This window comes from Amycolatopsis sp. NPDC043887 (genome assembly GCF_056435665.1).
In genome coordinates this window covers 1-16874 of record NZ_JBWKEB010000017.1, presented here as the reverse complement: position 1 = coordinate 16874, position 16874 = coordinate 1, and the positions used below count along the sequence as shown (strand labels likewise).

Sequence of the window (16874 nt, the reverse complement as noted above, 5' to 3'; positions counted from 1 at the left end):
CACTCTCCCGGCCGGTGGTGGGCGGCGTGATCGAGAACACAATCGATCCTAGCGCTCGCGTGCCGAAAGACACGGAGCGCGCCGAGAGGCGCTGCGCGAGACTTGGGGTATGGCTGAACAGGAATACCGGATCGAACACGACACCATGGGCGAGGTGCGCGTCCCCGTCGACGCCCTCTACCGCGCGCAGACGCAGCGCGCCGTCGAGAACTTCCCGATCTCCGGCCGGGGCCTGGAGCGCGCCCAGATCCGCGCGCTCGGCCTGCTGAAAGCCGCAGCGGCGCGGGTCAACGCGCGGCTCGGCGTGCTGGACGCCGAGGTCGCCGAGGCCATCGCGAAGGCCGCGGACGAGGTCGCCGAGGGCAAACACGACGCGCATTTCCCGATCGACGTGTTCCAGACCGGTTCCGGGACCTCGTCGAACATGAACGCCAACGAGGTCATCGCCACACTCGCGTCGAAGGCGCTGGGCCGCGACGTGCACCCGAACGACCACGTCAACGCCTCGCAGTCCTCCAACGACACCTTCCCGACGACGATCCACGTCGCCGCGACGGAGGCCGTCCTGTCCGACGTGATCCCGGCGCTGGAGTACCTGGCCGCCGCCATCGAGACGCGCGCGGGCGAATGGGCGGACATCGTGAAGTCCGGCCGCACACACCTGATGGACGCCGTGCCGATCACCTTCGGCCAGGAGGCGGGCGCGTGGGCGTCGCAGGTCCGGTTCGGGGTCGAGCGGCTGAAGTCGGGGCTGCCGCGGCTCGGTGAACTGCCGATCGGCGGGACCGCGGTCGGCTCCGGGCTGAACGCGCCGGAGGGCTTCGGCGCGGCGGTCTCGCAGGAACTGGCTTCGGTGACCGGACTCCCGCTGACCGAGGCACGCGACCACTTCGAGGCGCAGGCGACGCAGGACAGCGTCGTCGAGACGTCCGGGCATCTGCGCACGGTCGCGGTGTCGCTGAACAAGATCGCGAACGACCTGCGCTGGCTGGGTTCCGGCCCGCGCACCGGGCTCGCCGAACTCGCGCTGCCGGATCTCCAGCCGGGTTCGTCGATCATGCCGGGCAAGGTGAACCCGGTGATCCCGGAGGCGACGCTCCAGGTGGTCGCCCAGGTGATCGGCAACGACGCGGCGGTGGCCTTCGCGGGCGCGGCGGGCAACTTCCAGCTCAACGTGAACCTGCCGGTGATCGCGCGCAACGTGCTCGAATCGGCGCGGCTGCTCGCGGCCGTCTCGCGACTGCTGGCGGACAAGGTGTTCGCGGGTGTGACGGTGAACGCCGGCCGCGCGCGCGAGTACGCCGAGGGCTCGCCGTCGATCGTGACGCCGCTCAACAAATACATCGGCTACGAAGAGGCCGCCGCCATCGCGAAGCAGGCGCTCAAGGAGCTGAAGACGATCCGCGAGGTCGTGATCGAACGCGGTCACGTCGCGAACGGCAAGCTCACCGAAGCCCAGTTGGACGAAGCCCTCGACGTACTCCGCATGGCGCGCGGAGGCCGCTAAGCGCCGAGAGCGACCACGGCCGCGTGGAGCGGTGAGGCGAGCGAAGCCGCCAGCCCACCCGAAGGCGGTGTCTCGGCGAACAGGTGCAGCCAGGTCAGCACCGGGCCGAGCAGGATCGCGTGCACGAGGGCCGGATCGGGCCGTCGCGAGAGTTCCCCTCTCGTGACGGCCCGATCGAGCATCTGGACCAGATATCCGCGTTCGCGGCCGAGGAACACCTCGCCGAACCGCGTTTCCAGCGCCGGATCCGCCCGGACGTCGGCGAGCAGCGAAGGCAGCGCCTGCCGGAGTTCCACACCGTCCAAAGAGGACTGGATCACTTCGAGGACCGCGGACACGTCACCTCGCAGCGAGCCGGTGTCCGACGGCGGTTCGAGCTCGACGGGATGGATCACCGCGGCGAACACGAGCTCCGCCTTGGACCGCCACCGCCGGTACACCGCGGCCTTGCCGACGCCCGCGCGCGCCGCGACCGCGTCGATCGTGCAGCGCTGGTAACCGGACTCGGTCAGCAACGCCCGCACGGCCGCGCGGACCGCGTCGTCGATTCCTTCTTCCCTCGGCCTGCCTCTCACCATGACCCCAGTTTACGAGACTAACAGTTCCGTATATCGTCCGGGTATGACCTGGACCAGGACCTCCCGCGAAATCCTCCCCTGCCCGCCGTCCGCGCTCTGGGCGCCGCTGGCCGACTTCACCCGGTGGCCCGACTGGGATCCCGACCTCGCCAGCGTCGAACTGCACGGCCCCGCCGCGGTGGGCTCGACCGGTTTCCTCGTACCGGACGGATTCCGCGGCCGCGTGCACTCACGGGTCGCCGAGCCGTTCACGATCACGTCCCTGACCGAGCACCGCGAGATCGCCTTCCGCCAGCCGATTCCCTTGGGTGCCATGGAGCTCGTGCTGAACCTGACCGAGGTCGACGGCGGGACCGAATTCGCCCAGAAGGTCACCTTCGGCGGGCCGCTGCGCTCGGTCATGGTCGCGATCATCGGCGGCGACGTCGTCAAGCACTTCGACGTCAAGTGCGCCAGGCTCGCGAAGCTCGCGGCGGCGCAGGCCGATCACGACGCCTGAGGACACCAGCGCGACCCCGATCACTTGGGAGAAGCGGAAATCCTGCATGCCCAGCAGGAGCGAGACGGCGAGGCCGGAGACCGGCATCAGCCCGACCAGCACCCCGGCCCGGTCCGCGCCCAGCGCCGAAACCGCCGAGTACCAAAGAAGAAACGCGATCGCGGTGACGACGACCGTCAGGTAGCCGAGCGCGATCAGTTCACGCCCGTCCGGCCACGCCCAGGCGCCGGACGGGTCGGCGATCGTCCCGACGACCGCTCCGCCGGCCCCCGCGGCGAAACACCCCCAGGTCGCGGTCGCCAACGGCCCGAGCCTTTCGAGCACGCCGACGGCGAGCAGCGTGAAGAGCGCTTCGCACACCATGGCCAGCGCCGCGAGCACCAGCCCTTGCCAGCGCGCCGCACCGCCGCCGGAGAGCACGGCGATCCCCAGGCCGGCGAGCACCGCCCCGGTCACCGGCGCCCACGAGGGCCGCTTCCCCTTGGCCAGCGGGCCCGCCAGCGCGAGCACGAGCGGCGTGCCGCCGAGGAACGCGGCGACCAGACCGGGTTCGGCGTAGCGCTGCGCGAACAGCAGGCAGGCCTGGAACCCGATCATCCCGGTCGCCGCGAGGGCGATCAGCGACGGCACGTCGCGCGCTCCCGGCAACGGCAGCGGGCGCCCGCTCAGCCGCGCCCACGCCAGCAGGAGCACGCCCGCCAGCGCGTACCGCAGCGCCTGCCCGGTGATCACCGGGTACCCGTCGAGCATTCCCGTCACCGGCACGGACGCGCCGACGATCAGCACCCCCAGTACGCCGATCGTCACGCCTCTTCGTTCGTTGTCCATACCGTCACAGTGGCCGCTTTTTGGACCGAACCGAAGAGCCAAATCGTGCTTGATCGACCGGACCATAAGTGCGCCGAAGGGTCCGTGAAGGCCGGGTCCCCGCCGACGTCGCGAAAGCCACTTTCGGGACACAGCACGCCCTCACCAGCCTGGGTCTGTCAGGACCAGGCACGCATCCCTCGCGTTCCGGGATACTCGACGCCATGACCGAGACGGCCGAACTGGGCGACTTCCTCAAGGCACGAAGGGCCGCGCTGGACCCGGCGGACCTCGGCCTGCCGACGGGGTTCAACCAGCGGCGAGTCGCCGGGCTGCGGCGCGAAGAGCTGGCGCAGCTGGCCGGGATCAGCGTCGACTACTACACGCGCCTGGAGCAGGGCCGGGCGCGCAACGTGTCCGACTCCGTCCTCGGATCGCTGAGCCGCGCGTTGCGACTGCATCGTGACGAGGAGGCCTACCTGCGCAATCTGGCCGCCCCGAAACGCAAACGCGCCGCACGGCCGCGGGCGCGGCGGATCCGGCCGGAACTCCAGCCGATGCTGAACGCGATCCAGACCCCGGCGCTCATCTTCGACCGCTACGGAGACGTGCTGGCCTGGAACTCGCTCGGCTCCGCGCTGTCCTTCGACTTCGCCGCGCGGCCGGCGGGCGAGCGCAACATCCCGAAGATGTTCTTCCTCGACGAACACGCCCGCGAGCTGCACCCGGAGTGGGAAACCGTGGCGAAAGAGATCGTGGCGAACCTGCGCTCCGAAAGCGGGAAGTATCCGGACGATCCGCGCTTCGCCCAGCTGGTCGGCGAGCTCTCCCTCGGCAGCGAGGCGTTCCGGAAGCTGTGGGCGAAGCACACCGTGCGCGAGAAGGCTCACGCGTGGAAGCTCGTGATCAACCCGATCGTGGGTGAACTCCGGCTGCGCTACGAGACGCTCCGGCTGCCCGACGATCCGGGCCAGGCCCTGGTGATCTACACCGCCGAGCCCGGCTCCGACAGCGAACGCGCGCTCCGCTTGCTCGCCAGCTGGGTCGCCGATCCCGCGCACGCCTGAGCCCACATGGCGCCAAGGCCGTGAAGGCCTCCTTCCCTACCTTGAAAGTAGGCAAGGAGGCCTTCACTACGTCGCCGCCCGAGCCCGCTCGGCGCGAAACTGTCGGTGCCCGGGTCCATGATGGACCCATGTTGCTCACCGAGGTGGTGACCGCGTCGGCCGAACTGGCCGCCACGAGGTCCAGGAAGGCGAAGATCGCCACCCTGGCCGCGGTCCTGCGCGCCGCGGGCGAGCTGGAACTGCCCGCGGTCATCGCGTTCCTCACCGGCCAGCCGACACAGGGCCGCATCGGCACCGGCTGGCGGACGCTGGCCGAGCTGAAGGCGGCCCCGGCCGCTGAGCCGTCGTTGACCGTCGCCGAGGTGGACACGGCGTTCGGCACGGTGGGGGCGGCGTCGGGTTCGGGGTCGGTGAAGCTGCGCGCGGAGACGTTGCGGGCGTTGTTCACCAAGATGACCAAGGAGGAGCAGGAGTTCCTGTTCCGGCTGCTCACCGGCGAGCTCCGGCAGGGCGCGCTCGAAGGGATCATGGTGGACGCCATCGCGGCGGCGGCCGAGATCCCGGCCGAAGACGTACGGCGGGCGTTCATGCTGTCCGGGCAGCTCCCGGTGACGGGCCTGGCGGCCATGACAGGCGGCCAGGAGCGGCTGGCGGAGTTCAAGCTGGCCTTGGGCAGGCCGATCCGGCCGATGCTGGCTTCCCCGGCGGAGTCGCTGGACGAGGCGATCACCGAGCACACCGAGACGCTCGTCGAGTACAAAATGGACGGTGCGCGGATCCAGGTCCACCGCGACGGCGACGAGGTGCACGTCTACACGCGGACGCTGCGGGAGATCACCGGCAGTGTCGGCGAACTGGTGGATCTGGTGCGCTCCTTGCCCTGCACATCGGTGGTGCTCGACGGCGAGACGCTGGCCCTGACCGACGACGGCAGGCCCAGGCCGTTCCAGGAGACGATGAGCCGGTTCGGCAGCACACGCGAGGAGCAGGTCAAGGCGCTGTTGCTGCGGCCGTACTTCTTCGACTGCCTGCACCTCGACGGCGTCGACCTGCTGGACGCGCCGCTGTCCGAGCGGAACGCCGCCCTGCGTCAGGTCGCGGGCGAGCACGTCATCCCGGGCGAGATCGCGCCCGCCTCGGCCGAGGCGGTGCTGGAAGCGGCGATGGCCGCCGGACACGAAGGCGTGATGGTCAAGGGCCTCGCGTCGCCGTACGCGGCGGGCCGCCGCGGGCGCGCGTGGCTCAAGGTGAAACCGGTGCACACGATCGACCTGGTCGTGCTCGCCGCGGAATGGGGTCACGGCAGGCGCACCGGCACGCTGTCGAACCTGCATCTCGGCGCCCGCGACCCCGACGGCGGGCCGCCGATCATGGTCGGCAAGACGTTCAAGGGCATGACCGACGAGTTGCTGGCCTGGCAGACGAAGACGTTCCAGGAGATCGAGACCCACCGCACGGATGGGGTGGTGCACGTGCGGCCGGAGCTCGTCGTCGAAATCGAACTCGACGGGGCTCAGGTGAGCACGCGGTATCCGGGTGGGCTGGCGCTGCGCTTCGCGCGCGTAGTGCGGTACCGGCCGGACAAGGAGGCCGCCGACGCCGACACCATCGACACCGTCCGCGGCCTCCTCAAGCCCTGAACTCCCCGCATTTAGTCCTCTGAACGCGGTCCTTGCGCGTGCAACTACCGCGTTCAGAGGACGAAACGCCTCAGTAGCAGCGGTCCGAAGAGATCCGGTAGGTGTAGTTGTTCGACAGGTTGGAGGTCACCTCGAACCGGATCTTGTGATACACCGGCGGCTCCCCGAGCACGCCGTGCTTGACCGTGCGCTCCTTGCCCGGCGCGATCGCCCCGCTCCAGAGGCCCTTGTCGAAGACGTCGTCGATGATCTGGACGAGCATTCCCCGGTAGTCGTGGTTGTGCACGGTGATGTCGATGCTCTGCCCCGCGCTCACCTCGACGACCTTGGTCTTCCCGCCCATCAGCGGCCCGCCCTCACAGACCTTCGACGCCGCCGAAGCGGACGGTGCCATCAGCAGGGTGCCTGCCAGCGCGACCGGGACGACGGCGAACAGCTTCTTCTTCATCGGTTCCCCACAACGGTCTTGACGACATTGGACTGGACGGCCAGGTCGAGGCCGATCTTCATGTTTCCCCCGCAATAGGCCTTCTCGCCGTTCTTGAAATGCACCGTCAGATCCCCGGCGCATTCGAACACCTTGACGTCCCAGGTGCGCGTGCCCGGCTTGAGGCAGATCGCGTCCTTCCCGGCCCGGCGCATCCAGCCGTGGTAGCCGGATTCGCAGGTAATGATCGGATCACTGCCCGAAGCGGGCGCCGGAGCCGCCTGTGCGGCGGTGACCGGCAGGAGCGCCACGGTGAGCGCGGCCCCGGCCAGTGCGGCGACCTTGACGTACGGACGCATGGATTCCCTTTCCGCAATTAATGTGAGAGTGTTTCGGAAAATCCCCATCCGGAATTCCCGGACGCCGATGACGTTAAAGGTCACCGAAGCCACTCCGGAAGCGATTCACGACCGCGAAATGGCCATGGCCGACAGATCAATGTCCATGCAGGTCAGCGCTTTGACCATCGGCCCGGAGGGTCAAATGACGCGGACCGAGAAGAACACCGCGCGGGTGTTCGGCAGCAGGATGTGCCCTTGTTCGTCGGCCATCTTCCAGTACACCTGGCAATGTCCTGGCCGGTCGGGCGCACGCACCTCGACGGAGACGCGCACGCGCTCGCCGGGCGCGGTCTGCGGGACGGGGACGCGGTCGGGGGTGCGGCACTCGCCGGGATTCCCGAACGAACCGGCGCGGACCAGATAGCGGCCGACCCATCCGACCGATCCCGCGTTGCGGAACTCCCAGATCTTCACGAAGGTCGACCCGGCCGCGACCTCGCTGCCGTCGGGCACGGTCACGTCGGCGACGAATTCCGACGCGTCGCCGGCCGGGGCGGCGGGCTCGGAACCGAACGGCGCGGCGAAGACGAACACCAGCGCCGCGACGAGGACGACCGCCACGGCTCCGGCGAGGAGGAACGCCGTCCGGCGCGAACGCTCCGGCGCGGGTTCGGGTGCCGCGCCGGCGGCCAGCGCGTCGCGCGCGCGTTCCCATTCACCGCGCCATTCGTGCCGGACCTCGTCCTCGTCACCGCCGAGCACTCCGGCGGCCAGCACGCGGACGAACTCCCAGGACGTCTCCCAGCTGGGCAGCCGCTCGCCGCGGGCGGCGGCCGAAAGCGCGGACTTCGACGCGAGCGCGCCGTACTCGTCGCGCATGCGGTCGTAGGAAGGGTCACCGGCGGCCCGTTTCAGCTCCCACAGCCGCCGCGCGAACTCGGCGACGGGTCCGCTGTCCTCCGCCGGACCACGCGCGACCCGTCCGCGGCGTCCGGGCCTCCGCTCGACGTCCATCGCTTCCCACGATATGACCCGATGGCCGGGAAGACCCGGCGGCGTCCCGCCCCGATCGAGTGGCGGCGTGCGGTGGTGACGGGACGTCCCCACCCGATCACCCATAAAGTAGGCGAATGCAGGCTTCCAAGATCGCGCGTGCCTGGTTCGGCGCGACGGCGCTGGTGGTGATCGCCGGTCTCGCCGCCCAGATCCCGGTCTCCGCGGGCACCACCGGCGGCACCTTCCACACCCCGGCCGGACGGGTGGCCAACCTGCTGGCCTTCTTCACCATCGATTCGAACATCCTGGTCGGCGCCGGCAGCCTGCTGCTCGCGCTCGGGGTCGCGGGCCGGTCGACCCTGTTCGGCGTGCTGCGGCTCACCGGGCTCGTCGGCATCACCGTGACCGGTGTCGTCTTCCAGGTCGCGCTCGCCGATCTTTACGAACTGCACGGCTGGGCCGTTTTCGCCGACACGATGCTGCACAAGGTGTCGCCGTTGATGTGCGTCGCGGGCTGGCTGCTGTTCGGGCCGCGCGGCCAGTTGTCGTGGCGGATCCTGTGGTGGTCGCTGCTGTACCCGCTGGCCTGGCTCGCGGTCACACTGGTGCGCGGCGCGATCATCGGGTTCTACCCGTACCCGTTCGTCGACCCGGGCATCAACAGCTACGGCGGCGTCGCGTTCAACTGCGTGCTGATCGGGGTGCTGTTCATCGGTCTCGCGGCGGCCGCGGTCGGTTTCGACCGCACGTTCAGCCGACGAGACGAACCCGACGAGAACTGGGACTGGGAGCGCGGCTCCTCCGTTGAGGGTGGCGGCGGGGGCATGGATGGACTAGCCCCGGACCCGCCGGAAAGCGTTGAGCGGATCCGCGACGCCGGCACGTACTAGCGTCCGCACCGCGCCGAGCCGCCGGTCCACCGGTTTCCCGGCGGCCACCCGGTGCATCTGCTGGGTGTGCCACTGGATCTCGAGCAGGCTGTCGGCCAGCCGGATGCCGGTCTTCGGCGCCGTGCGCCGCGCGCGGACGTCCTCGCCGCCCAGCAGGCGCCCGGGCAGCGCCGGGTCGACGATCAGCGGCCTGCCGAGGCCGATGACGTCCAGCGCGCCGGAGCGCAACGCCTCCGCCATGCCTCGCGCGCTGGTGAAGCCACCGGTGACCATCAGCGCGACGTCGGTGACCTGCCGCGCCTTCGCGGCGTAGTCGAGGAAGTACGCCTCACGGCTGAGAGTGCTCGCCTTGGCGGAACCCATCATGGCGGCCTTCTCGTAGGTGCCGCCGGAGACTTCCAAGAGGTCGATACCCGCTTCGCCCAGTTCGCGAACGACTTCGAGCGAGTCCTCCTCGCTGAACCCGCCGCGCTGGAAGTCCGCGCTGTTGAGCTTGACCGCGATCGGCACCGTGTCGCCGACCTCGGCGCGCACGCGGGCGACCACTTCCAGCAGGAACCGGCGCCGCCGGAGCGCGTCACCGCCCCAGCCGTCGGTGCGCCGGTTGGTCAGCGGCGACAGGAACTGCGAGACGAGATAGCCGTGCGCCCCGTGGATCTGGACGCCGGCGAACCCGGCGTCGACGACGGTCCGCGCGGCCACGCCGAACCGGTCGATGATCGCTTCGATCTCGTCGACGGTCAGCGCTCGCGGCGTCGCGAACACCGAGCGGATGCCGCGGTCGCCGAACGGCACCGCCGACGGCGCGACCGGCTGACGGGACAGGAAGCGCGGGCTTTGACGACCGGGATGGTTGAGCTGAACCCACAGCCGGGACTCGGTCCCGTCGGCCGACCGTGCCCACGGCTTGAACCCGGTCGCGTCCGGCTCCCGAGGGACCGCGACGTTGCGCGGTTCACCCAGCGCGGTCGGATCGACCATGACGTTGCCGGTGATCAGTGTCCCGGCACCGCCTCGCGACCACGTCCGGTACAGCTCGGCCAGTTCGGCGGTCGGCCGGTTGCGGCGATCGCCGAGTTGCTCGCTGAGCGCGGCCTTGGCCAGCCGGTTAGGCAGGATCGCGCCACACCGCAGTTTCAGCGGTTCGGCCAGCAGTTCTTTGGGCTCGCTCATCCGCGCTTCCTCCCGCCGTTACCTACTGAGCAGTATCCCTACTCGAAGTAACATACTCGCGGTATGTCGAGCACTCAAGGTGTGCCGACACCGAAGGGGTTGTCGATCACGTAGCGCCAGAGCCCGTCCTGGCCACGCCTCGCGATGACCCAGTCGACGATCAGCAAGGCCAGGTCACCGGCCACGCGCACCTGACGCGGAGCGACCTTGACGGGCTTCCCGAGCGCGAGGATCCCGCCGTTCGCGGCCCGGCGTTCCGCGCCGCTCACCCACGCGCCGTCCCGGCGGACGAACACGGCGTCCGGCTCGTAGACCGTGTCGAGGATTTCGGCGGGGTCGGCGGTCAAAGGCACACTGAGGGACTGCGTCATGCGGACAGCGAAACCGACCGCGAAGCAGGTCACCGAACGGAAACCTTCGACGGCGAACTCGTCCCGGACGCCCGCGGCCGGACGCGGAGGCCGGAGCCGGACCGTCCGGTCGAGGTCGCGCTCGCCTAGCGACCTGCGCACGGCGTTGCCCGGTTTGTCCGCGAAGGTGCTGACAGAGCGCCTCGGCGACCTGACCGCGCGCCGCCTCGCCGTCCGAGAGGAACTGCCGGGCTTCCCGAGCCGGACCAGCTATCGGCTCGCCGAGGCGGGACTCTCGCCGCGGCCGCTGCTGATCGAGCTGTACCGCTCGGGCTCGGCGCTACAGGCCCTCACGCAGTAGGCGCGGCGCGACCGGCTCCACCCGCGCACGCACCTTCACCTCTTCAGCCATGGTCCGCGCCCAAGCCTGCAAACCCGGGATGTCGATCCCGTGCGGCCGGGCCTCGCGGAAGGGCTCGATGTTCTCGGCGCCGCGCTCCAGCAGCGAGGCCGCACCGTTCCCGTTCCCCCTGGCCGCGTGGGTCAGGCCCACGGCGAGCTGCGCGAGCCCGCGCCACAGCTCGCGCTCCGGCCCGTCGGTGGACTTCCACGCGTCCTCGAACACCTCGTGCGCGTGAAACGGGCGGCCCGCGTCGAGCAGGCGCTGCGCCTCGGAAACGGTGTCCTCGGGGCTCCGTTCGATGCCCTCGGGCTGGCGTTCGACACCGTCGGCGCCGTACGGAAGCGGCCTGCCGAGACCATCCCGCGGGCGCGCGTTGCGGGCTCGTCCGGCTTCGTCACGGTCCCGGTCGGTCATGCCGACAGTGTCCCACGCGGGTATCCTGGGGCCTCGTGCGCTTTCTCGACGGGCATCGGCCCGCTCACGACCTGACCTACGACGACGTGTTCCTCCTGCCGAACCGGTCGGACGTGGAGTCCCGTTTCGACGTCGACCTGTCCACTGTGGACGGCACCGGCGCGACGATCCCGATCGTGGTGGCCAACATGACCGCCGTCGCGGGCCGCCGGATGGCCGAGACGGTCGCCCGGCGAGGTGGGCTCGTCGTCCTGCCACAGGATGTCGACGTGGCCGCGGTCGCCGACATCGTCGGCTGGGTCAAGAGCCGTCACACAGTGTGGGACACCCCGCTCGTGCTGACCGGCGGAGACGCGGTGGCCGACGCGCTGAACCTGGTCGGCAAACGCGCCCACGGCGCCGTCGTCGTGGTGGACGAGGACGGCAAGCCCGTCGGCGTCGTCGACGAAGCGGCTTGCGCCGGCGTAGACCGCTTCGCGCGTCTCGCCGACGTCGCGGAGCCCGCGGTCGTCACGGTCCCGCTGGACACGCCGCCGCGTGAGGTGTTCGAGCGCCTGCACGACCACGGAGGCCGTCTCGCGCTCGGCATCGACGAAAACGGCAGGCTCGCCGGCGTCCTGACCGAGATCGCGGCGCTGCGCGCGGAGATCTACACCCCGGCCGTCGACGACGGCGGCAACCTGCGCGTCGCCGCCGCGATCGGCGTGAACGGCGACGTCGCGGCGAAGGCCGAGGCCGTCCTCGCGGCGGGCGTCGACGTGCTGGTCGTCGACACCGCGCACGGCCACCAGGAGAAGATGGTCTCGGCGCTGAAGGCCGTCCGGTCGGTGAACCCGCGAGTCCCGGTCGTCGCCGGGAACGTGGTCACCGCCGAGGGCACGCGCGACCTGATCCACGCGGGTGCGGACGTCGTCAAGGTCGGCGTCGGCCCCGGCGCCATGTGCACGACCCGGATGATGACCGGCGTCGGGCGCCCGCAGTTCTCAGCCGTCGCCGAATGCGCCGCGGCGGCGCGCGAACTGGGCAAACACGTCTGGGCGGACGGCGGCGTGCGGCACCCGCGCGACGTCGCGCTGGCGCTCGCCGCGGGCGCTTCGGCGGCGATGGTCGGCTCGTGGTTCGCGGGCACCCACGAATCCCCCGGCGACCTGCGCTACGACGAGCAGGGCAAGCCGTACAAGGAGTCGTTCGGCATGGCGTCGAAGCGCGCCGTCGGCGCCCGCACGCGCACGGACAACGTCTTCGAACGCGCCAAGAAGGGCCTGTTCGAAGAGGGCATCTCGGCGTCGCGGATGGCGCTGGACCCGGCTCGCCCCGGCGTCGAAGACCTGCTCGACTCCATCGGCTCCGGTGTCCGCTCCGCCTGCACGTACGCGGGCGCGCGCACGCTGGAGGAGTTCCACGAACGCGCGCTGCTCGGGATCCAGTCCGCCGCCGGCTTCGCGGAAGGACGCCCCCTGCCGTCGGGCTGGTGAAACCCGGCGGAGTCCTCTTAGGACTGTCCCAAGAGGACTCCGCCGGTTCCGGTTATCCGTGGTCCTCCAGCATCTCCGTGACGAGCGCCGCGATCGGCGAGCGCTCGGACCGGGTCAGCGTGATATGCGCGAACAGCGGGTGCCCCTTGAGTTTCTCGATCACCGCCGAAACGCCGTCGTGCCGCCCGACCCGCAGGTTGTCGCGCTGCGCGACGTCATGCGTGAGCACGACCCGCGAAGCGGTGCCGAGCCGTGAGAGCACGGTCAGGAGCACGTTGCGCTCCAAGGACTGCGCCTCGTCGACGATGACGAACGTGTCGTGCAGCGACCGGCCGCGGATATGGGTCAGCGGGAGCACCTCGAGCATGCCGCGGTCGAAGACCTCGTCGAGGACGTCCTGGCTGACCAGCCCGCCGAGGGTGTCGAACACCGCCTGCGCCCACGGCTGCATCTTCTCGCTCTCGGAACCGGGCAGATAGCCCAGATCCTGGCCGCCGACCGCGTACACCGGCCGGAACACGACCACCTTGCGATGCTGGCGGCGTTCCATCACCGACTCCAGCCCCGCGCAGAGCGCGAGCGCCGACTTGCCCGTGCCCGCTCGTCCGCCCAGCGAGACGATGCCGACGTCGGAGTCCAGCAGGAGATCGAGCGCCACCCGCTGCTCGGCCGACCGGCCGTGCAGCCCGAACGCCTCCTTGTCGCCCCGGACGAGCCGGATCCGCTTGTCCGCGGTGACCCGCCCCAGCGCGCTCGAACTGCCCGCGAGCAGCCTGAGCCCGGTGTGACAGGGCAGTTCACCGACCTCCGGCATCCCGGATTCCGCCGGATCCACGGAAGACCCGCTGAACAGCGCGTCGACCAGGGTCTGCGGGACGTCCACGTCCGCCATCCCCGTCCAGCCCGAGGGCGTCACCTCCTGCGCGCGGTACTCGTCGGCTTCGAGGCCGACGGCGCCCGCTTTGACACGCAAGGGGATGTCCTTCGTCACCAGCGTGACCGACGCGCGTTCCGCCGCCAGGTTGAGCGCACAGGCGAGGATGCGGTGGTCGTTGGAGTCGGTGCGGAAGCCGACCGGGAGCACCGTGGGGTCGGAGTGGTTCAACTCCACCTGCAGGGTGCCGCCGTGCTCACCGATCGGGATCGGCGCGTCGAGCCTGCCGTGCTGACGACGCAGGTCGTCGAGCATGCGAAGCGCTTCGCGCGCGAACCACCCCAGTTCGGGATGGTGACGTTTCGCCTCCAGTTCACTGATGACGACCAGCGGGAGCACGACCGCGTGTTCGGCGAACCGGGTCACCGACCAGGGGTCAGAGAGCAGGACCGACGTGTCGAGCACGTAAGTGGACCGCTGGGATTCGGGCGAGATCGAGGCTTTCTCCGGGCCAGGGGCACCGGTCGAAGAACGGCCAGAGGCCTTGCGGGGTGAACGCTGCGCAGTCACGACGGCATCTCCCTCGTGGGCGTGGCACCACGCCCGCACTCGCTGGGCCGGGCACTTCCCTGGCTAACCGTTCCTTCCGACGTCTTTCACGTCAGTCGGCACGGCCACGAGGGCCGGGTGCCGGCCCCCTCGTGCATCCACTGGGCGGCTGTGCCGCCCTGTCGACAACCGCCACGACCAGGGCCTCCCGTGAGAGTCCGCATGGGACGCGAACCCTCACTTCCGGAAGGTACCTGCGTCCGGCCGATCGCGCAGGCAGCCACCACGGTGATTCGCCAAACCGTCATCTCACTGTCGGTCGCATGACATCAACGCCTGGTCACCGTCACGGTGTGTAGTGATGATCTCCATTCAGGGACGCTCGTCGACGTGACCCGGAAGGATTAACGCGACACAGGGCGTTCACCTGATGAGACGGAGGGTTCTACCACGCATCGTGGCGGGACGCATTTTGTGCCCGAGACAGAGAACCGGACCGAGTGAAACGGGCCTTTCGTGCCTCACACAATGGGCTTACGAGACGGTCACAAATCCTGAATAGCGAGTAATTTTCTCACTGCGGGACACCCCCACCGGATTCGGTGCCCCCGATCCCTGAACATCTCTACCAAGGAGTGCGAAGTGCTGAAGAAGGCTGGTTTCGTTTCCGCCGTCGCCGCGGGCATCATGATGGTCGGCGGGACCGCGTTCGCCGCCACCGGTGACACCTCGGGCACCCCGGACCCCACGTTCGGCGACGCCTACAACACCTTCATCGAGGGCGGCGGCGCGCTGGGCTACGGCGCCGCTTCCCTGGTCGCCGGCGCCTACACGGGCGTCGCCACCACCCCGGCTCTGATCCTCCACTCGCTGGAGCACCACCACCACTGATCTTCAGTGTCGACGTCGAAGGCCCCGGAGTGCACGCCGGGGCCTTCGTCATGTCACCGGTCAGGAACCGAAGCGCCGGTGCCGCCACGCGTAATCGCGCATGGCACGCAGGAAATCGACCCGGCGGAACGCGGGCCAATAAGCTTCGGTGAACCAGAATTCCGAATGCGCCGATTGCCAGAGCAGAAATCCGGAAAGCCGCTGCTCACCCGAGGTGCGGATAATCAGATCCGGATCCGGCTGACCCGAGGTGTACATGTGTTCGGATATGTGGTCGACGTCCAATATCTTCGCGAGTTCGCGGATCGAGGTGCCCTCGTCTGCGTGCTGGAGCAGGAGTTTGCGGACCGCGTCGGCGATCTCCTGACGCCCTCCGTAACCGACCGCGACGTTGACCTCCATCCCGGTGCGCCCCTCGGTGCGCTCCGCGGCCGCGCTGAGGGCCTTCGCGACCTCCGGGGGCAGCAGGTCGAGTGCCCCCACGATGCGAAGCCGCCAAGGCGTGTGCGGCGCGGCGAGTTCGTCGGTGACGTCGGTGATGATCTTCAGCAAGGGGCTCAGTTCCTCGGCCGCACGGCCGAGGTTGTCCGTCGAGAGCAGCCACATGGTGACGACCTCGACGTCGGCCTCGTTGCACCAGCTCAGGAAGTCGGCGATCTTCTTGGCGCCCGCCCGGTGCCCGTCGGCGACGTCGGTGAAGCCCGCTTCGCGCGCCCAGCGGCGGTTCCCGTCCAGCATGATGGCGATGTGGCGTGGATGGCGCCCCTTGGCCTGCTGGATCAGGCGCCTGCCGTAGGCGCTGTACACGACGTCTGACAAGAAGGACCGAAGACTCACGCCAGTGGAGAGTAGTCACCTCGCGGGCCTCAGTGGGACGCGCCACGGACACTGGCGAAAAACCTACGGTGCCGTAACCTGGGTGAGTGAGCGTAGTGACCGAACCCCGGCCGTCCGGCCCCGCGCCCGTAGTGGACACGCGTCCTCGGTTGCGTGGGCACATCCACTTCTGGTCCTTCTTCGGCGCTGTCGCCGGAGCCGCGACCCTCATCAGCCTCGCGGCGTCCACAGTGTCGGGTATCGCCGCTTTGTCCACTTCGGTCTACGGCCTGACCGTCCTCGGCGTCTTCGGCGTCAGCGCGCTGTACCACCGTCGCTTGTGGAGCCCACGAGCATACGAATGGATGAAGCGCGCCGACCATTCGATGATCTTCCTGTTCATCGCCGGCACCTACACGCCGTTCACCCTTCTGGCGATGTCCCAGCCGACCGGGTACATCGTGCTCGCGATCGTGTGGGGCGGCGCGATCGGCGGCGTCACACTGAAGATGCTGTGGCCGAACGCGCCACGCTGGCTCGGCGTGCCGATCTACATCGCGCTGGGCTGGGTAGCCGTCTTCGTCCTGCCGGAACTGGCCACGCACGCCGGTGTCGCGGCGCTCGTCCTGCTCTGCGTGGGCGGGCTGTTCTACACGCTGGGCGCGGTGTTCTACGCGGTGAAGTGGCCGAACCACTTCCCGGACACCTTCGGGTACCACGAGTACTTCCACGCCTGCACGGTTCTCGCCGCGGTGTCCCACTACATCGCGATCTGGCTGGCCATGTACGCCTAGCCAGGTCGTGAGTGATGTGGGTCGTCGGCAGCGAAGATGCCTTACCACCTACCGGAGCTGACTGACGGCCGGTCGCGGGTCCGCGAAGGCGTCTTGCCCATCCTCAAGGTCATGCCAGGAGCTCAAGAGTGGCATGGTCCTGTTTCTGGCGTGTTTTCCCTGGTCGGATTGGCTTTTGGTGGAGCGATACCGAATCTTGGCGGACCATCGGCGGGGAGCCGTCGTGATCCCGTGGCGCTCGGTCGATCAGAGTACGTGAAGGCCCCCTTCCTTGCGCTAGCCGCAAGGGGCGGATTCCAGGGGTCGTTGCAACACGGGTGGTTAGCTGGTTTCGGCGAGGAGTTTAGCTAGGCGCTCGGCTGGGGTGTCCCAGCCGAGCGTTT

Annotated in this window: 18 protein-coding genes and 1 pseudogene; 9 read left to right on the top strand and 10 right to left on the bottom strand. The window is 69.4% G+C overall.

The features are described 5' to 3' along the window. Nucleotides 1-109 precede the first annotated feature (109 nt). Nucleotides 110-1507, top strand: coding sequence for a class II fumarate hydratase (locus AC069H_RS34760; protein WP_340687108.1), 1398 nt, complete (start codon nt 110-112; stop codon nt 1505-1507). Here the strand turns inward: AC069H_RS34760 and AC069H_RS34755 are convergent. Continuing rightward, nucleotides 1504-2085 carry a TetR/AcrR family transcriptional regulator gene (locus tag AC069H_RS34755; RefSeq protein ID WP_478235160.1) on the bottom strand — a complete coding sequence of 194 codons (582 nt, stop codon included), beginning with the start codon at nt 2083-2085 and terminating at the stop codon, nt 1504-1506. The genes AC069H_RS34760 and AC069H_RS34755 overlap by 4 nt on opposite strands. Between AC069H_RS34755 and AC069H_RS34750 the strand changes: the two genes are divergently transcribed. Beyond that, a complete protein-coding gene (locus AC069H_RS34750) occupies nt 2084-2584 on the top strand; it encodes an SRPBCC family protein (RefSeq protein WP_478235159.1) in 501 nt (166 codons plus the stop codon). The genes AC069H_RS34755 and AC069H_RS34750 overlap by 2 nt on opposite strands. On the opposite strand, the pseudogene AC069H_RS34745 reads toward AC069H_RS34750, so the two are convergent. Then, nucleotides 2582-3412 (bottom strand): annotated as a pseudogene (locus tag AC069H_RS34745) (DMT family transporter); the annotation flags it as partial. The gene AC069H_RS34750 and the pseudogene AC069H_RS34745 overlap by 3 nt on opposite strands. 203 nt (nt 3413-3615) lie before the next feature. Here AC069H_RS34745 and AC069H_RS34740 point away from each other — a divergent pair. Further along, the gene (locus AC069H_RS34740; RefSeq protein WP_478235158.1) at nt 3616-4458 is read left to right on the top strand and encodes a helix-turn-helix transcriptional regulator; all 843 of its coding nucleotides are present in this window, start codon (nt 3616-3618) and stop codon (nt 4456-4458) included. Nucleotides 4459-4586: 128 nt separating this feature from the next. Beyond that, on the top strand, nt 4587-6098 hold the full coding sequence (locus AC069H_RS34735; protein WP_478235157.1) for an ATP-dependent DNA ligase: 1512 nt from the start codon (nt 4587-4589) through the stop codon (nt 6096-6098). Nucleotides 6099-6168: 70 nt separating this feature from the next. Here AC069H_RS34735 and AC069H_RS34730 read toward each other — a convergent pair whose 3' ends face one another. The 3 genes from AC069H_RS34730 to AC069H_RS34720 all read right to left on the bottom strand — a co-directional run bounded on the left by AC069H_RS34730 (nt 6169) and on the right by AC069H_RS34720 (nt 7880). After that, on the bottom strand, nt 6169-6546 hold the full coding sequence (locus AC069H_RS34730) for a hypothetical protein (RefSeq protein WP_125791894.1): 378 nt from the start codon (nt 6544-6546) through the stop codon (nt 6169-6171). Then, nucleotides 6543-6977 (bottom strand): hypothetical protein, encoded by a 435-nt coding sequence (locus tag AC069H_RS34725; protein ID WP_478235156.1) that lies wholly within the window; start codon nt 6975-6977, stop codon nt 6543-6545. The genes AC069H_RS34730 and AC069H_RS34725 overlap by 4 nt, the downstream gene beginning before the upstream one ends. An 87-nt stretch (nt 6978-7064) precedes the next feature. Continuing rightward, nucleotides 7065-7880 (bottom strand): NBR1-Ig-like domain-containing protein, encoded by an 816-nt coding sequence (locus AC069H_RS34720; RefSeq protein ID WP_478226245.1) that lies wholly within the window; start codon nt 7878-7880, stop codon nt 7065-7067. A gap of 116 nt (nt 7881-7996) precedes the next feature. Between AC069H_RS34720 and AC069H_RS34715 the strand changes: the two genes are divergently transcribed. Beyond that, nucleotides 7997-8752 (top strand): Pr6Pr family membrane protein, encoded by a 756-nt coding sequence (locus AC069H_RS34715; protein ID WP_478226244.1) that lies wholly within the window; start codon nt 7997-7999, stop codon nt 8750-8752. On the opposite strand, the gene AC069H_RS34710 is transcribed toward AC069H_RS34715, so the two are convergent. Then, the gene (locus AC069H_RS34710; protein WP_478235155.1) at nt 8696-9925 is read right to left on the bottom strand and encodes an NADH:flavin oxidoreductase/NADH oxidase family protein; all 1230 of its coding nucleotides are present in this window, start codon (nt 9923-9925) and stop codon (nt 8696-8698) included. The genes AC069H_RS34715 and AC069H_RS34710 overlap by 57 nt on opposite strands. 74 nt (nt 9926-9999) lie before the next feature. Next, nucleotides 10000-10296: a Cif family virulence factor gene (locus tag AC069H_RS34705; protein ID WP_478235154.1), complete on the bottom strand. Its 297-nt coding sequence runs from the start codon at nt 10294-10296 to the stop codon at nt 10000-10002. Between AC069H_RS34705 and AC069H_RS34700 the strand changes: the two genes are divergently transcribed. Continuing rightward, nucleotides 10295-10636 carry a winged helix-turn-helix transcriptional regulator gene (locus AC069H_RS34700; RefSeq protein WP_478235153.1) on the top strand — a complete coding sequence of 114 codons (342 nt, stop codon included), beginning with the start codon at nt 10295-10297 and terminating at the stop codon, nt 10634-10636. The genes AC069H_RS34705 and AC069H_RS34700 overlap by 2 nt on opposite strands. Here the strand turns inward: AC069H_RS34700 and AC069H_RS34695 are convergent. Beyond that, a complete protein-coding gene (locus AC069H_RS34695) occupies nt 10616-11092 on the bottom strand; it encodes a DUF309 domain-containing protein (protein ID WP_478226240.1) in 477 nt (158 codons plus the stop codon). The genes AC069H_RS34700 and AC069H_RS34695 overlap by 21 nt on opposite strands. Before the next feature lie 35 nt (nt 11093-11127). Between AC069H_RS34695 and guaB1 the strand changes: the two genes are divergently transcribed. Continuing rightward, nucleotides 11128-12567, top strand: a complete 1440-nt coding sequence (gene guaB1, locus AC069H_RS34690; RefSeq protein WP_478235152.1) for a GMP reductase — start codon at nt 11128-11130, stop codon at nt 12565-12567. 52 nt (nt 12568-12619) lie between these two features. On the opposite strand, the gene AC069H_RS34685 is transcribed toward guaB1, so the two are convergent. Beyond that, nucleotides 12620-13906 (bottom strand): PhoH family protein, encoded by a 1287-nt coding sequence (locus AC069H_RS34685; RefSeq protein ID WP_478235227.1) that lies wholly within the window; start codon nt 13904-13906, stop codon nt 12620-12622. Between the two features lie 726 nt (nt 13907-14632). Here AC069H_RS34685 and AC069H_RS34680 point away from each other — a divergent pair. Next, on the top strand, nt 14633-14881 hold the full coding sequence (locus tag AC069H_RS34680; RefSeq protein WP_219148427.1) for a hypothetical protein: 249 nt from the start codon (nt 14633-14635) through the stop codon (nt 14879-14881). A gap of 60 nt (nt 14882-14941) precedes the next feature. Here AC069H_RS34680 and AC069H_RS34675 read toward each other — a convergent pair whose 3' ends face one another. Continuing rightward, nucleotides 14942-15718 (bottom strand): isoprenyl transferase, encoded by a 777-nt coding sequence (locus AC069H_RS34675; RefSeq protein ID WP_061986121.1) that lies wholly within the window; start codon nt 15716-15718, stop codon nt 14942-14944. 131 nt (nt 15719-15849) lie between these two features. On the opposite strand from AC069H_RS34675, the gene trhA reads away from it, so the two are divergent. Beyond that, nucleotides 15850-16491, top strand: a complete 642-nt coding sequence (gene trhA / locus AC069H_RS34670) for a PAQR family membrane homeostasis protein TrhA (protein WP_037342457.1) — start codon at nt 15850-15852, stop codon at nt 16489-16491. Nucleotides 16492-16874 lie beyond the last annotated feature (383 nt).

Bases quoted from the DNA above. Each gene is read 5' to 3' on its own strand.
- AC069H_RS34760 (WP_340687108.1), top strand. From the start codon at position 110: ATGGCTGAACAGGAATACCGGATCGAACACGACACCATGGGCGAGGTG.
- AC069H_RS34750 (WP_478235159.1), top strand. From the start codon at position 2,084: ATGACCCCAGTTTACGAGACTAACAGTTCCGTATATCGTCCGGGTATG.
- AC069H_RS34755 (WP_478235160.1), bottom strand. From the start codon at position 2,085: ATGGTGAGAGGCAGGCCGAGGGAAGAAGGAATCGACGACGCGGTCCGC.
- AC069H_RS34740 (WP_478235158.1), top strand. From the start codon at position 3,616: ATGACCGAGACGGCCGAACTGGGCGACTTCCTCAAGGCACGAAGGGCC.
- AC069H_RS34735 (WP_478235157.1), top strand. From the start codon at position 4,587: ATGTTGCTCACCGAGGTGGTGACCGCGTCGGCCGAACTGGCCGCCACG.
- AC069H_RS34730 (WP_125791894.1), bottom strand. From the start codon at position 6,546: ATGAAGAAGAAGCTGTTCGCCGTCGTCCCGGTCGCGCTGGCAGGCACC.
- AC069H_RS34720 (WP_478226245.1), bottom strand. From the start codon at position 7,880: ATGGACGTCGAGCGGAGGCCCGGACGCCGCGGACGGGTCGCGCGTGGT.
- AC069H_RS34715 (WP_478226244.1), top strand. From the start codon at position 7,997: ATGCAGGCTTCCAAGATCGCGCGTGCCTGGTTCGGCGCGACGGCGCTG.
- AC069H_RS34710 (WP_478235155.1), bottom strand. From the start codon at position 9,925: ATGAGCGAGCCCAAAGAACTGCTGGCCGAACCGCTGAAACTGCGGTGT.
- AC069H_RS34700 (WP_478235153.1), top strand. From the start codon at position 10,295: ATGCGGACAGCGAAACCGACCGCGAAGCAGGTCACCGAACGGAAACCT.
- AC069H_RS34705 (WP_478235154.1), bottom strand. From the start codon at position 10,296: ATGACGCAGTCCCTCAGTGTGCCTTTGACCGCCGACCCCGCCGAAATC.
- AC069H_RS34695 (WP_478226240.1), bottom strand. From the start codon at position 11,092: ATGACCGACCGGGACCGTGACGAAGCCGGACGAGCCCGCAACGCGCGC.